General features: G+C 61.2%; 13 protein-coding genes. 4 read left to right on the top strand and 9 right to left on the bottom strand.

All coding sequences use genetic code 11. The features are described from left to right. Positions 1 to 217: 217 nt before the first annotated feature. From P3T24_RS00775 to P3T24_RS00755, 5 genes are all read right to left on the bottom strand, one after another. Positions 218 to 583, bottom strand: coding sequence for a response regulator (locus tag P3T24_RS00775; protein WP_074269162.1), 366 nt, complete (start codon positions 581 to 583; stop codon positions 218 to 220). A 43-nt stretch (positions 584 to 626) separates the two neighbouring features. Next, positions 627 to 1,166, bottom strand: a complete 540-nt coding sequence (locus P3T24_RS00770) for a hypothetical protein (RefSeq protein ID WP_429433208.1) — start codon at positions 1,164 to 1,166, stop codon at positions 627 to 629. Positions 1,167 to 1,177: 11 nt separating this feature from the next. After that, positions 1,178 to 1,900 (bottom strand): methyl-accepting chemotaxis protein, encoded by a 723-nt coding sequence (locus P3T24_RS00765; RefSeq protein ID WP_429431569.1) that lies wholly within the window; start codon positions 1,898 to 1,900, stop codon positions 1,178 to 1,180. Between the two features lie 49 nt (positions 1,901 to 1,949). Beyond that, complete coding sequence (locus tag P3T24_RS00760) at positions 1,950 to 4,334, bottom strand: ATP-binding protein (protein WP_429431566.1); 2,385 nt, start codon at positions 4,332 to 4,334, stop codon at positions 1,950 to 1,952. Positions 4,335 to 4,629: 295 nt separating this feature from the next. After that, on the bottom strand, positions 4,630 to 4,830 hold the full coding sequence (locus P3T24_RS00755) for a hypothetical protein (protein WP_254369064.1): 201 nt from the start codon (positions 4,828 to 4,830) through the stop codon (positions 4,630 to 4,632). Between P3T24_RS00755 and P3T24_RS00750 the strand changes: the two genes are divergently transcribed. The 3 genes from P3T24_RS00750 to P3T24_RS00740 all read left to right on the top strand — a co-directional run bounded on the left by P3T24_RS00750 (position 4,809) and on the right by P3T24_RS00740 (position 8,188). After that, positions 4,809 to 5,492, top strand: a complete 684-nt coding sequence (locus P3T24_RS00750) for an arsenate reductase ArsC (protein ID WP_429431564.1) — start codon at positions 4,809 to 4,811, stop codon at positions 5,490 to 5,492. The genes P3T24_RS00755 and P3T24_RS00750 overlap by 22 nt on opposite strands. A 193-nt stretch (positions 5,493 to 5,685) precedes the next feature. Then, entirely contained in the window at positions 5,686 to 7,110 is a 1,425-nt protein-coding gene (locus P3T24_RS00745; RefSeq protein ID WP_429286008.1) for an inorganic phosphate transporter, read from the top strand. 70 nt (positions 7,111 to 7,180) lie between these two features. Continuing rightward, on the top strand, positions 7,181 to 8,188 hold the full coding sequence (locus tag P3T24_RS00740; protein ID WP_074269167.1) for a lysylphosphatidylglycerol synthase transmembrane domain-containing protein: 1,008 nt from the start codon (positions 7,181 to 7,183) through the stop codon (positions 8,186 to 8,188). 44 nt (positions 8,189 to 8,232) lie between these two features. Here the strand turns inward: P3T24_RS00740 and P3T24_RS00735 are convergent, their stop codons facing one another. The 4 genes from P3T24_RS00735 to P3T24_RS00720 form a co-directional block, all read right to left on the bottom strand. Beyond that, positions 8,233 to 8,982, bottom strand: coding sequence for a glycosyltransferase family 2 protein (locus P3T24_RS00735; RefSeq protein ID WP_429431561.1), 750 nt, complete (start codon positions 8,980 to 8,982; stop codon positions 8,233 to 8,235). Between the two features lie 228 nt (positions 8,983 to 9,210). Further along, positions 9,211 to 10,671, bottom strand: a complete 1,461-nt coding sequence (locus P3T24_RS00730; RefSeq protein WP_429431558.1) for an N-acyl-D-amino-acid deacylase family protein — start codon at positions 10,669 to 10,671, stop codon at positions 9,211 to 9,213. Between the two features lie 10 nt (positions 10,672 to 10,681). Next, entirely contained in the window at positions 10,682 to 12,148 is a 1,467-nt protein-coding gene (locus P3T24_RS00725) for a M81 family metallopeptidase (protein ID WP_429431555.1), read from the bottom strand. 11 nt (positions 12,149 to 12,159) lie between these two features. Then, positions 12,160 to 13,386: an MFS transporter gene (locus P3T24_RS00720; RefSeq protein WP_429431552.1), complete on the bottom strand. Its 1,227-nt coding sequence runs from the start codon at positions 13,384 to 13,386 to the stop codon at positions 12,160 to 12,162. A gap of 204 nt (positions 13,387 to 13,590) precedes the next feature. Here P3T24_RS00720 and P3T24_RS00715 point away from each other — a divergent pair, with 204 nt between their 5' ends. Next, on the top strand, positions 13,591 to 14,490 hold the full coding sequence (locus P3T24_RS00715) for a LysR family transcriptional regulator (protein WP_429431549.1): 900 nt from the start codon (positions 13,591 to 13,593) through the stop codon (positions 14,488 to 14,490). The last annotated feature ends 1 nt before the right edge of the window (position 14,491 follow it).

Here is a 14,491-nt window from a genome sequence, read left to right as displayed (position 1 = left end):
CGCGCCATCTTTCGCTCCAGACTGGCGCGCAGCGCCGGCCATTCGGTGTCAATGATACTGAAGCGCACGGAATTTCGCTTACGGCATGGCGTGACCCCGCCATCGCGGCGAGGGCGTTAAAGCGCTCCCAGGAAATGAGAGACGCAAATCCGCGGCCATTGCAGCCGCGGCAATCCAGGCGTGCGGAGGCTAAGCGCCCCTGCACACCCGGTGTCAATCAGCTTGCCAGCTTCCTGAACGTTTCCAGCACGGCATCGCCCTTGAACGGCTTGACGATCCAGCCCTTCACGCCCGCTGCCTTGCCGCGTTCCTTCATCGCCGGGCTGCTTTCGGTGGTCAGCATGATGACGTTGACCGTGCTGTTGCCGAGTTCACCACGAATCTTTTCGACCATCGTCAGGCCGTCCATGTTCGGCATGTTGACGTCGCTGATCACGAGTCTGATGCCCGGATTGCCCTTGAGCTTGGTGAGGCCGTCCTTACCGTCCACTGCCGTATCGACGTCGAGACCATTTTTCTTCAGGAAGCCGGCTACCTCGTCACGCACCGTGCTCGAGTCATCCACAACAAGAATTTTCGACATGTCTATTTCCTATGGCATCGATCAAAATAAGTCGAGGCCGGTTTCAAAACAGTTCAAGTTCACCGCTGGTATCTTCGAGCGCACTCGCTTCGGCAACAAAATCGATCGGCGCATGCGCACACATGCAGATCGTCGCCCCCAACTTGACGGCATCGTTGATCGACACGGAGTACGACGCCAGAAACTCCGGCTTGAGCGCCTCCAGATAGGGCCTGCAACGTGCGCTCAGCACATAAGGCGTCGACATGCCCAGATCCGGAAAGTACTGGAGCAACTCCTGATTCACGGCTCCACAGCACAGATTGCAGATCTCAAGAAACACTTCCAGGAAGGGACGCTCCGACTCTTCTCTTAGGAAGTAGCCTTGCGTACGCTCGTCTTCATCGTACTGAAGAATCAGCAGCAGACGGAACGCAATTCCGGAGATCGTCAGGATAACCAGGTTGCCATCGGACAGGCTGTGTGCGCCATGCGCATCCGCCGGGACGATCTCGCAGACGTCGCTCGCCTCCATCGTCAGGCGCGATCTGATCGCCCTGAAGAAGATGTGTTCAACGCTTTCCTTTGCATGAGCACTGATCACGTCGATACCCACTAGTGAAGCGTTGCGTGAAACTGGTTAGCCAGCGACTCGACACTCGAGAGCGACGCGGCAATCATCTTGCCGCCTGCCTGGATGTCCTGGAAGGTCGCCGTGGTCGTCAGGTCGTTTCTATGCAGACTGTCGCGGTAACTCTTCGACAGCTCTTCCGAGCGCGCAGCGAGTGCCCGCACCTCGCTCGCCACCACCGCGAAGCCACGGCCTGCCGTGCCCGCACGGGCCGCCTCGATCGACGCATTCAACGAAACGATCACCACGTGACGAACAATCGAAGACAGCTCGTGGTTTTTCGTGTGCATGTCCTGGTTCTGCGTCATCAGCGAGATCATCTGTTCATGCCAGCGTTCGAACGTGCCCGCCAGACCTTTGAGGCGCGCGGCTTCCGCCGCAAGCTGAGCGGCCTTGTGCCCCAACTGGTCCTTGCTGTCGAGCGCAGCCTTCAGCTCCGTGCGCACTGCGTCCGCGCTGTCCGACTGCGTCTTCAGCTCGTCGCGCAACTGGGCGAGCGAGGCTTCGAGTTCCTGCATGTGTTGCTCGTGCACGCCGATCAACTCGCGTTGCGCGGCGCTCGCCTGCGATAGCGTTGCCGTCTGACGATCTGCTTCCGCGCGCAAGCGGTGCACCGCCCTGGCGCTCGCCAGGCGGTACGCGGCCAGTGCCACGAGGGCGGTGACGGCGCTGCCGGCCAGCGCTGCTACTAGAACCTGTTGAATCACAGCCAATCCTTCCGAATGTCCATTACAGTGAGCGGCAAGAGTCAGCCGCTCAATCGGCCAACGTATCGAGTTCCAGCTGGTCCGCATCGCCGCGTGTCGGGATGCCCGCGGTATCGACCGCGAGGCTCGCCGGCAGACTCACGATGGTCTGGAACTGGCGGAAACCGGCGCCCTTGTGGTCGTCGGTGAAGCGCAGGGCGATGCTGCCGTGCTCACGCCTGAGGAAGTCGCGCACAGCGTCCATACCGACACCGCGGCCCGATACTTCGGTAACCTTATCGGCCGTCGAGAAGCCCGGACGGAAAATCATCTCGGCGATTTCCTCGTCGCTCAGCTCCTGATCGGCTGCAATCCAGCCCTTCTCGAGCGCCATGCCGCGAATCCGCTGCAGCGCGAGGCCGCGGCCGTCGTCGCTGAGCGTGATCTGCACCGTTTCCCCGTGCATGCCCACTTCGATATTGATCGCGCCCGCGGCGGGCTTGCCTTGCGCAGTGCGCACGTCGGCGGTTTCGAGACCATGGTCGACGGAATTGCGCAGCAGGTGCATAAACACGTTCTTCAGCGCACCACCCGCCTCGCGCCGCAAGCGGTAGCCGTTGTCGTCAATTTGCACTTGCGGCGTTGCCTTGCCCAGTTCCTGCGCCAGCGACGGCAGCGATTCGAGCACACCCGACAGGGCCTCGCCTACGCTCTCCGTACCGAGCACGCGCAAAGCCTGACGCACGTTCTGGCGCATCGATTGCAGCGCGTGCAGATCGTCGGCCTTCGCGGCTTCGAGCAAACGCAGGCTCTCCTGAATATGCGCGATGTCGACCATCAGGAAACGCTCCGCGCTTTCGCGGCGGCTCGCACCCTTGCGGCCAAGGCTGACTTCGTTGATCGTCGCGTAGCTCTCGACAGCGGCGCGCACACGGGCCAGTTCCTGCATCAGACTGTCCTGATCCCACGCCGCGTGCACCTCTTCCGAATGACGCAGTTCGTGATAACGCTGCTCAGTCTCGTGCACGATGTTGGTCAGATGCTGCAGGTTGTAGGTCCGCGCGTTGCCCTTGATGGTGTGCATGTTGCGGAACAGCTCCGAGATCGCTTCGCGGTCCGCCTGCGAATGCTGGCGAATGATGCGCTCGTTCTCGTTGATAAAGCCCGCGGAGCTCTCGATGAAGTGATGGAACTTCTCTTCGCTCACCGCCAGAATTTCGCCGATCATTTCCAGCTGGCGCCTCTGCTCGCCGGCCTCTGCCGCGAGCTTGCGCAACTCGGTGACGTCGCGAATGCACAGCATGAGACGCACGATCGTGTCGCTGTCATCGGTGATGGCCGACCAGTTCAGATCGAGAATCTTCACGCGGCCATCGAGCATGCGCTTGGAGATCTCGGTGACCAGCAGGTGTTCGTTGAATGCAAAGTTGATTGCATCTTCGCCGAGACATGCAAAGCTCGCGGCATCGACTTGCGACAACACGTCCGCGCCGAGATCGGTGCCCGCGAACACCAGGTCCATCAGACTGCGGCCAGCAATGTCGTTGGTCTCGAAGATCGCTTCCAGATAGGCAGAATATTCGGAGTGGACGACCGCCCCTTCCACCACGGTCAGAATGCCCTGTTGCATGTTCTGCAACATCGCCTGAATGTCCGCGGTCTTCTGCTTGAGTTGCAGCGAGCTTTCCTGAATCTTCTCGATCATGCCGTTGAACGCCACGATCGAGTGACCGATTTCGTCCATGCGGCCCACCGGCACGCGACGAGTGAAGTCCTGGCTCGATGCGATCTCGCTCATCATCTCCTGCATGCGGGTCAGCGGTCGCGTGATCTGGCGATACAGCAGCGACCCGATCGACGTCAGCAGGATGATCGCAATACCGGTGACGATTGCAATGGCGGTCGTGGTCGTCGCCAGCGTACCGTTTAGCGTGGTGATGGCCTCGTCTTTCTCGCGGTTCTTCTCGATGCGCAGCGTCTCGACGATGCCTTCGAGCTCGTCGCGATACTGGGCCACGTTCGCGAACAGATACGCCTGCGCCAGCTCGTTCTTGCCGGCGGCCTTCATCTTGGCGGTGTCGTCAATTGCCGAAAAATAGTTCTCGAGGCTGTCGGCGGCCTGAGATACGAGACCCTTCTGCGCCAGGCTGGCGGCGTCGTGAGCCTGCAAGGCAAGCGCCTGCTGCAACGTCGCTTTCTTCTTCGTGAGTTCGTCCTGAGCCTGCGCGACGACGTTGCCGTCCGGCGCATACACGAGCGTCATGATGGCGAGCTGCACGTCCTTGACCTGGGAGACCAGATCGGCCGAGGCGAGCGCGCTAGGCACTACCCCTTCTGTCACCTGCTTGACCTCGGCAGCGCTGTGCCGGGTCTGATAGACCGCATAGCCGCCGATGGCGGACAGCGCGACGAACATCAGAATTACCAATAGCGTGATGCGATGACGGATAGTCATTTATGCAAATCCCCGAGGTCTAGCGTGTGATTTTTGCTCTTCATGAGAGCCGCCCGGATAGGTTGTGTTGGTCGGATTTTGCCGGGCGCCCAGATTATCGTAGACCGCATGTGACAGATCGATGACTAAAGATAGCGCCCTGATTTAAACGCCTAAGAAATTAAAGCGGAATAAAACGTAATTATTGCGAATCTTGAATACGCGCAATTTCTTTAGGATTTCCCTAAAGTTTTTTCGCTTGATGCCGTTAATACTTCGCCCTTTGCTTTCCATGCGTCGCGTTCGACGTCACGATCTAGCTCAGCACCCTCAGGCGGCGCCACCGCGTATCCATGTCTTTCAGCAGAGCGATGTAACTCACGGCGCGCTCGGTACCGAGGCTCGCGCTCGCGGCTTCGTTGGTCTCATTCCACAATCGCTCGAAGCGATTCGCCGCCTCCAGTCTCGCAAGCGGCTGGTTCAACAGAACAACAAATGCAAAAGACAGTTCTTCCACGCTTCGATGCATCTGTGAATGCACCGACATCGATTTGGCAAAGTGATTCAAACGGCCCTCAAGCGTTAGTTGTCATAGGTACGCAAAACTCCATCAGCACAATTCTCAACAAAGATTGTCACCAGAATATTACGGGGGTAGTTCAGATGAGCCGGAAATGCAATGTGTTGTTCCTGTGCCGCGCGAATTCCGCGCGCAGCGTCATGGCCGAAGCGCTGCTTCGCGAGCTCGGCGGCGAGCGTTTTGAAGCGTTTAGCGCTGGCATTGAACCAGCCGACGACGTGCACCCCCTCACGCTTGCACAACTACGCCCCACGATAGGCGATCTCGGCAGAGTGCGGCCAAAAAGCTGGAACGTCTATACGAAAGCAGATGCACCCGTGATGGACGTGGTGATCGCAATGTGTGAAGAAGCCGGCGAAGCACATGCGCCCGCGTTTCCCGGCAAGCCGATCTTCTGCGAGTGGAATTTTGCCGACCCGCTCGCAGCAGGCAGCGACAACGCCGAGCAAAAGCGTGTCTTCGAACAGGTGTTCCGGCAGATTCTGCGTCGCATCAGCGTGTTTGTTGCGCTTCCGCTGCACTCGATGCAAGCATCCGAACAGCGGCTCGCGGTCAATTCGATGGATGAACACGCGCCGCCCTCGATTGCAGCCGAGTAAGCACCGCACCACGAGCGGAAATGAACCCTTCGCAGGCATGCCGCGTGCTGCCGCAGTCGTCGCACGGTGCAAACGCAGCGCACCGTCGCTGACTTAAAAGGTTCATCGGGGCAACCTAGGATGAAACGTTCGCACTCACGGAGCAGCCAGCCGACATCCGCGACTTTGCCCCCCACCGCTTCCGGGAGTGCAAATGCTCGTTCACTTCATGCCGTCATCCGGCATCGTCGTCGCCATGCTGGTCGTCTGTCTCGTGATGGTGCTGGCATTCGAGGCGACCAACGGTTTCCATGATTCCTCCAACGCGGTCGCCACCGTCATCTACACGCAGTCGCTCAAACCTGGCCAGGCCGTGATCTGGTCCGGTCTGATGAATTTTATCGGGGTGATGGTGGGGGGAATTTCTGTCGCCTATGCGCTCGTCGAAATACTGCCGCCCGATGTGTTGACGCCACCGGACGGTTCGCCCGCCGTCCCGATGCTGGTGTCGATTTTCGCGGCGGCCCTGTTCTGGAACATCCTGACGTGGGCGTTTGCGATACCCAATAGCAGTTCACATTGCATCATCGGCGCGCTGATCGGCGTCGCGGCAGCCGACGCGCTGATCAAGGCGCGCAGCATGACGCAAGGAGTGGACTGGAAGCAGATCGTGATCGTACTAAAGGGGCTTGCCATCTCGCCGATACTGGGCCTGCTGCTGGCTGGCGGACTGTACGGCATCATGCGGCTCGTGGTGCGGCGCGGTCATCTGTTCGAAACACCGAAGGAAGGCCAGCCACCGGTCTGGTGGCTAAGAGGGTTGCTGGTTCTCACGTGTACCACGGTCAGCTTTTCGCACGGCACCAATGACGGTCAGAAAAGCATTGGCCTCATCATGTTGACGATCATCGGTCTGCTGCCGGCTGCATACGCGCTCAATCCACAGGCCACCGGTCAGATGACCGAACTCAGCCAGAACGCGGCAGCCGCCATTCCGCTGATTCAGCGCTATGGCGACGACGTCAAGGATCAGGCGCTGAAGTCCGCGACCTTGCTGCAAAACGCCGGCCCGCAACTGGCCAGCGAGGCGCACGAACTCAAGACCCGCGACGATTCCGCGAATTCACCGCAAACGGTGGCGGTGCGGGCACAACTGCGCGGAGCCGTGTACGATGTGCTCTCGGAACTCAAGCACGTCGGCGAGCAGAACGGTGCCAGCAAGGACGAGAAGGCGCAGGCAACGGATCTGCTGAAGAAAATGGGCCCGCCGGTGCAATACGCGCCATGGTGGGTTCGTGTGCTAAGCGCGCTATGCCTGGGTATCGGCACGATGATTGGCTACAAACGCGTGGTACGTACGTTGGGCGAACGGCTCGGCAGGCAACATATGACGCCGGGCCAAGGGGCCAGCGCGGAACTGGTCGGCTCGGTGCTGATCGGCACGGCTGGATTTACTGGACTACCGGTCAGTACAACTCACATCATTACGTCGGGAATTGCCGGCACGATGGTAGCGGGTGGCCAGGGTGTGCAAGGCGGTATGCTATGGCGTATCGCACTCACCTGGCTGGTTACCTTGCCTGTCACGATCCTGCTTTCCGCATGTTTATTCTACTTCCTTGCGAACCCCAACTTCTGACGACCAACACGCGCGCGGTGCCGGTTCCGCGCAACGCTCCGAGCCCCCGGCGGGGACCTGGGCGAAACTCATGACGCGACTGCACATACGTCATGCGGCAACCACATTGGCCGTACTCGGCGTCGGACTCGCAATGGGTGCGCCGTTTATCCTCGGCGCGCATGACGTGCTGACCGGCTTACGCAGCGTCTCCCTTCAGATCTTTGCGGTACTGGCGGCAAGCGCCGCGCTAAGCGCTGCTGCCAAGGCGGGAAAACTGCATCTGATGCAAGGCGCGCTTGGCCTGCGGCTACGCTTCCTGCGCACGCTAACGATTACCGTCGTCACCGATTTCGCATTTCTCGTCTCGCCGCTGGGCGCAGCGGGCTACGGCGTGAATATGGGCCTGCTGCAGCGTTCGGGAGCCTCGTGGGCACTCGCCACCACGGTGGTCGGCGCGGACCAGGCGTTAGACCTCACGTTCTTCGCGGCCGCCGTGCCGCTCTCGTTGCTGCTCGCGCTCGGACCGCTCAGTCAGGTGACGCCGAACTTCCCGTTATCCACCGTCCTCACCGTACTGGCGGCGCTCGCGATCGTCGTGGCTGTGCTGTGGCTCTGCCGTCGCCCCGCCGTCGCCGCGCTCGACGCAGCGGGGCGACGCATCGTATGGCTGCGGGCGCGGCGCGCGCGCTGGACCCGCTTTCGCCAGAGCGTAGGGCGGCAATGGGTGCTGCTGCTGACGGGGCCGCGCTGGCGTCTTGCAGCGCTGCTGGTGTTGACCACCTTGCAATGGCTGCTTCGTTACAGCGCGCTGTGGTTCATCCTGCATGAACTCGGCTATCGCTTGCCGCTTGGTTTCGTGCTGGCGGTGCAGGCCGTCGTATTGCACGCGGCGCTGTGGACAGGCGTGCCTGCCGGAGGCGGCAGCGGCGATCTGGCGCTGGCCGCCGCATTCGCGCCATGGGTGCCGCGCGCGGCCATGGCGACCGCGCTCGTGCTGTGGCGCTTTGCGACGCTCTATTGCCCGTTACTGCTCGGCGCTGCAGGCTTTATCGCGCTGGCGTGGCGCCGCCGCGGTGCCGTACCGCTCGCACAATAGAGTGCCGGGCACCACGTCAAAGCCAGGCGCTTTCTCAAAGACCCTTACGCGGCCGTATCGCGCGGCTTTCTGATTCTTACCGAAAGCCGAGCGCGGCCCGGATGATCGACCCGCAGGACAAATAGCTGCAGCGTCTGGGTAATCAACGCAAGTGGGTAGGTCACCTTCAGCAGATCGGAGATCATGCGCCACTCGGCGCGCACGCCCTTCCAGTAGCCGAGCTTTTCGGTCTTGCGCGCCTGCGTGACGTGCGGCCAATGCGTGACCGCAATCGAAAGCCGGCGCGAGATGATGCGCCGGTTCATGAACATTTCAATGCCGAAGCGCGGCAAGCCATGGATTTCCTTGAGCGCTTCGTCGAGCAACTGCTTTCTGACGACGCGCTCCCCGGAGACGAAATCAAGGCCGATAAAGCGGAACAGCAGCAGGCTGTTCTGCCGCAGGCTCATGCTGACGTCGGCGCATCCACTCAGGACGGGGGCGGCCAACGCGCTGATGTGGTCCAGCGCCAGGCCCTTCAGATCGGCATCGAGCAGCATAAGCCACTCGTGCTCCGCGGCTGCTATACCCGCGGCCATCGCCGCGCTCTTGCCGCGGTTCTGCGCGCACTGGATCAGTCTGACCGAAGGAAAGCGCCTGACGACGTCGGCCGTGCCGTCAGTCGAGCCATCGTCGACGACGATGACTTCGGCTAGCAGCGGATGGACCGACGCCACCGCCAGCACCGCAGCGATACGCGGTGCTTCGTTATAGGCGCAAATGATGCATGAAACCCGGTGACCTCTAGATGGCATAGAAAATAGTCGTCGTATTGCGGGAGGGGACAGCCCGGTCAAGCGGACCTGGCGAACGGCAGACGTCCGATTTTGACCGCGTTTTATGACCGTTTCATCTGCTTCACGATTGCCGAGCAGAGAACCACATGAAAAAGTCGTTAGCGTGACAAGTGAACGAAAAATGCGTGAATCATGAAGAGCCCGTGCCTCCATTACGCCGCATCGTGCGCACCCGCTCCCCCCGCTTTACATTCGCGTAAGCACCCGACCGTTGCGCACGCCGCGGTGCGCGCCATGCCGCCAGGTCAGCATGCCGTTGACGATCACCGCTTCGATGCCTTCGGCGGTCTGGATAGGGTCGTCATAGGTGGCGCGATCGCGTACCGTGGCCGCATCGAACACGACGACATCCGCATGCTTGCCCACTTCGATAGTCCCGCGATCCTTGAGGCCGAAGTTTTTGGCGGTCAGTCCGCTCATCTTCCAGACCGCCGTTTCAAGCGGAAATAGAGCCACGTCACGACTATAGTGGCCTAGCACTCGCGGGAACGTTCCCCACAAACGCGGGTGAGGCTTGCTGCCGCCAGCGAGGCCGTCGGAGCCGATCATCGTGTCCTCGAAGGCCATGATGTTCCTGACGTCGCCCTCGTCCATGCTGAAATAGACCGCGCTTGCCGGCTGCAGACGCTGTGCGGCTTCCACACGGCTTACTTTCCATTCGTCGGCAATCTCGGCAAGCTCGCGTCCCGAGTATTCCGGGTAAGGCTCGCTGGTCGCGATCACGACACGCCCCTGTAGTTTTTCCTCGACCGTATGCAGCATCGTCGAACTGGCGGTGTACGGATAGCAATCGAGCGCGACGCATTGGCACTGCATTGCAGCGCGTATCAGCGGCAAGGTTACAACCGACTTGCCGAAGTTCGCTTCCCGCATCAGTTTGTGGTGTGAAATGACGACACGTACATCCAGCGCCCGGCCAATGGCAAAGGTTTCATGCAGAGAATCCACACAGCCTTCCGCCTCGTTGCGCATGTGCGTCGCGTACACGGCGCCGGTGCCCGTCAGCGGACGGCACACCTCGATGACTTCCGAAGCAGGTGCTAGTGCTGCGGGCGGATAGTAGGTACCCGTCGATACGCCGATTGCTCCCGCGTCCAACGCTTCGCTCAGCAGGTCGCGCATCGCCGCGATCTCTTCATCAGTGGCCGCGCGATCGAGCGAGTCCATTGTCATCACGCGCAACGTGGTGTGCCCTACCATGGCGGCGACGTTCACCGAAGCAGGGGCCGCGCGTAGCGCATCGAGGTAATCGGCAAACCGCCCAAAAGCGGATGCCGTCGACGAGTCGGGTTGCTGCAGCAGACTAAGCGGTAAAGGCAGTGCCATGTTCGCTTTGAGCGGCGCGAGGCTAACGCCGCAATTGCCGGTGACAACGGTGGTCACGCCCTGCGAGATCTTGCAGATCATCTCGGGGTCGGACAGCACGGACTCGTCATCGTGAGTGTGCGAGTCGATAAAACCCGGCGCGACAATCTTGCCGCCGGCATCCAGGTCAGCACGCGCGGCTTGCCCGGACAGATCGCCGACAGCAGCGATCATGCCGTCGCGAATGCCTACATCCGCATCGAAGCGCGGACGGCGCGTGCCATCAACGACCGTGCCGCCGCGAATCACCAGGTCGAAAGGAGGCGGAGTGTGCTCGCTCATAGTAGGGGTCTCAGTTCAATGAACCTGATTCAGGTTGCTCAATCGGCCACTTCGGATACCTGATCTTTCTATAAGTCAGCGCATTCCAGTCCGGACTCGCAGAACCCGGGGCGCCGACGTACAGAATATCCTCAGCGATCGTCGCAAACGACGCATGAAAATGCTGGGCCGACTTGACCACCACAATCCGCTTGCTGGACAGGTCACACTGAAGTTGCGTGAACAGATCCACATTCATGGCTTGGCCGCGCAACGTGTTGAGGACGATCTCGATGCCCTCCATCTCGATCAACGCGCAATCGCCCATTTGCGTCGGCGTTCCGCCATTGCCGGTCATTTTCAGGTCGCGCATGAGCGCCCTGACGACACAGCGGCCGTCCACCGGGTCGCCCGACAACGGTCCGATCTTGCCGCCTATGCGCATATCGAGCCGCGAGCCGACGCCCGCGTCGAACGCAATACTGACCGCAACAGGATCCCATAGCGGACCGAGCGCCGCATTGCGGATACCGCGTTCGAGCATGCGCCGCAGGATAAACGTGGAATCGCCTGCTGCGCCGCTGCCGGGGTTATCGGAGCGGTCTGCCAGCACCACGGGCCCGCGCGGCGCAACCATGGCCCGGTCGAGTGCGGTGTCGATGTCGAGATAGCGCACCAGCAGCATGTCGCGCATCGCCACCAGATCGTCGGCCAGTTCACGCGCAAGTTGCTGCGCCGCCTGCGCGTCGCCGTCGGCATAGACGAGCACTTTCGTGCCCATGTCGGGTACGTCGCCGGTCGCAAAACCCTGCACGATCGAAACAGTCAGAATGCCGTTGTGGCCTTCGAGCGACTGGATGCGCTCGACCAGCGAACGACCGGGTTCGCGCGTCGTGTGAATCGGCACGACCATATCGCAATCGATCACCGCTGAAACCGGCGCGATCTCACGCTGTGCGAGACGCCTGCATAGATCGGCCAGTTCGTAAGCGCGCTCGAGGATGTCGGTATGCGGATACTCCTTGTACGCCACGAGCACGTCGCTATGCGCGATCATCGCTTTGCTCAGGTGAGCGTGCGGATCGAGTTCCGCGCCGATCACCACACCGGGCCCGACGATTTCACGCACCCGCGCGAGCAGATCGCCTTCGCAATCGTCATAGCCGTCGGCGACCATTGCCCCGTGCAGGCCGAGCAGCACGATATCGACGGGCAACGCGGCGCGCAGGTCGGCCAGCAATTCGTCACGCAGCGACTCATAAGCCTCGCGCGTGACGGTGCCGCCAGGCTGCGCCGAGGCAACCATGCCTTCGATCAGCGTCCAGTCATAAGCCTGCGCGCGTTGCCGTGCAGCCCACAGCGGTCCACCAAACGACGACATCTCGGCAGGATGGCAACCCGCTGAAAAATAGCGACGCTCCTTGAATGCGGCGAGGCCAGTCAGCATCGGCGCGAAGGTGTTGGTCTCGGTCGCAAGACTGCCGGTAAACACACGCATCGGATCTCCTTTCACGGATTACCCGCCAACGGACGAACCGCAACGGCGCGGGCCGGGTTCCACGTCGCCGACACAAGTGTCGCCAGCACGCCGGAAACCAGCAACAGCCAGAATGCCGCAAGATACGAACCACCGCTCGCGGCAATCAGTGCGCCCATCGCGACCGGGGCAATCGAATTGCCCAGTTGCCCGCCGAAGTTCATCAACCCCGTCGCACTGCCGATCAGATGCTCCGGGAAGTGGCGCAACGGCGCGGAAAACACCGTGGCATAGACAAAGTTGAAGGCCAGCAGAAACAGCGTCCAGTACATGACGAGCAGCGCGATCGAGGTAGTCGTGATCATCAGCGCAAAGAATACCGCGCTAAACAGCGCGCCAAGCAGCATGAAGACGCGCTCGCGCCCGTTGCCGTACTTGTCGAGCAGCACGCCAACCGCATTGGTCCCGGCGAACGCAATGAGGTTGGGAACGGTCGCGGCGAGACCGATGTGCAGCAGATCGATCCGGTACGCTTTCATCAGATAGGAGGGCATCCACGACTGCACCCCGACATACAGCATGCTGGTGAAGAACCAGATTGCCGTCAGCTTCCATGCCATCGGCGTGCGCAGCAACGCGCTCCACGAAACGCGTGGACGGTCTGCGGCGCGCTCGCGCTGGCTCGCCATGCCGCTGCGCAGCGCGAACCACAGAATCAGCGCTACACCCATGCCGACCACTGCGAGGATATGAAACGAACCACGCCAGCCGAGCCGTGCAACCGTCAACCCGATCAGGCCCGAACCCGCTGCATTGCCGAGAAACACGGTGGAAATCAGAAACGACTTGGCGCGCGCTCTTTCCGGCTTGGGAAACACTTCGGCCACCGTCACCGAACTGGCCGGCGAGAAGCTGCCCTCGCCGACGCCGAACAGAAAGCGAATGACGAGCAACGAGCCGAACGACCATGCCATGCTGGTAGCGCCCGTAAACACCGACCACATGACAATGCACAGCACCACGACAATACGTGAGCCGAAACGGTCCGACAGCCAGCCGCCGGCCAGTTGCATCAACGCGTAACTGATGTAGAACGCGCTGAGCAGCATGCCGGCTTCACGCGCATCGAGCGAAAGTTCGTGGCCGATCGGAATGATCGCCGTGCTCATGAGGATGCGGTCCGCGTACCCCACCGCCCAGGCAAGGAACAACCCCGACAGGCACGCCGCCTTCTGTGAGCTGGAGAAACTGGCTTCCACGCAACCTCCTTATGGACTACGGATTGATCCGGTGTGGCCCGGACTGCGGTGTGGTTCTGTTCATTGCAAGCTTCATTGCGAACCTCACTGCAAACTATATGAACCGCGCCATGCTGCGCCCAATGAAAATAAAACGCTGTAATATAACCTCGGGCTATAGGCGCGTCATCATGCGGGCCTCACGTTACTCCACAGGAGCCTCGGGTGCGTTTGCGACATATCGAAGTGTTCAGTGCCATCATGCTGACCGGTTCCACCAATGCGGCAGCGCGACTCCTGCACATCTCGCAACCGGCTGTCAGCAAGATGCTTCAGCACGCGGAACGCACGGTGGGCTTTCCGCTCTTCCTGCGCAGCAAGGGCAAGCTCGTGCCGACCCAGGAGGCGTTGCGCCTGCAGCAGGAGTTGAAGCCGTTCGACGAGCAATTGAAGCGCATCCGCCGGCTCGTCACGAGTCTTTCGCAAGGCGCAGCGCGTCCGTTGCGCGTCGCGGCAACACCCGCGCTGGCGCATCATCTGTTGCCCCAGGCCGTTGCACGCTGGGCACAAGCGTTTCCGCAATTGCGTTGTGAACTGGCTGTTTCCCATACGCGCGAGATCGAGCAGGCCCTGCTGCTCGACGAAATCGAACTTGGCCTGACCATGAGTCCGGTGTCACATCCGAACCTGCTGCTCACGCCGCTGCGCCGCTGCAACCTGTGCGCGATCGCGCCGGCCGGCTGGTGGTCCGCGAAACTGCTCACACGACCGCTGCAGGCGAAAGAACTCGCCAATCAGCCGTTCATTACGATCGACGCCAACGACTACCTTGGCGCCATTCTGTCGAACTGGCTCGCCGACGCCGGACAAAGCCCGGCAAGCGCCATCTCGGTTCAGACCTACCCGCTCGCGAAGTCGCTGGTGCAGGCGCGTGTGGGCGTGGCCCTCGTCGATTCGTTCACCGCGAACTATCCGCCCAATGGCGCGGAGATCCAGGTGCGGCCCCTCGATATCGACGCCAGCCTGAACGTCTATGCGCTGACCCAGCATGAGCATCCGCCGCCGCGCAGCGCGGAGCGTCTGATCGAATTCCTGCGCGAAGGCGGCGAAGCGACCGATACCTGAG

This window comes from Paraburkholderia sp. GAS33 (assembly GCF_050436645.1).
Classification (GTDB): Bacteria; Pseudomonadota; Gammaproteobacteria; order Burkholderiales; family Burkholderiaceae; genus Paraburkholderia; species Paraburkholderia phenazinium_B.
The sequence above is the reverse complement of the archived record's forward strand: the minus strand, read 5'-3'. Positions and strand labels throughout refer to the sequence as shown.

Coding starts and splice junctions, on each gene's coding strand:
- P3T24_RS00775 (WP_074269162.1), bottom strand. CDS start 583: ATGTCGAAAATTCTTGTTGTGGATGACTCGAGCACGGTGCGTGACGAG.
- P3T24_RS00750 (WP_429431564.1), top strand. CDS start 4,809: ATGCAAAAGACAGTTCTTCCACGCTTCGATGCATCTGTGAATGCACCG.
- P3T24_RS00730 (WP_429431558.1), bottom strand. CDS start 10,671: ATGAGCGAGCACACTCCGCCTCCTTTCGACCTGGTGATTCGCGGCGGC.
- P3T24_RS00735 (WP_429431561.1), bottom strand. CDS start 8,982: ATGCCATCTAGAGGTCACCGGGTTTCATGCATCATTTGCGCCTATAAC.
- P3T24_RS00740 (WP_074269167.1), top strand. CDS start 7,181: ATGACGCGACTGCACATACGTCATGCGGCAACCACATTGGCCGTACTC.
- P3T24_RS00745 (WP_429286008.1), top strand. CDS start 5,686: ATGCTCGTTCACTTCATGCCGTCATCCGGCATCGTCGTCGCCATGCTG.
- P3T24_RS00725 (WP_429431555.1), bottom strand. CDS start 12,148: ATGCGTGTGTTTACCGGCAGTCTTGCGACCGAGACCAACACCTTCGCG.
- P3T24_RS00760 (WP_429431566.1), bottom strand. CDS start 4,334: ATGACTATCCGTCATCGCATCACGCTATTGGTAATTCTGATGTTCGTC.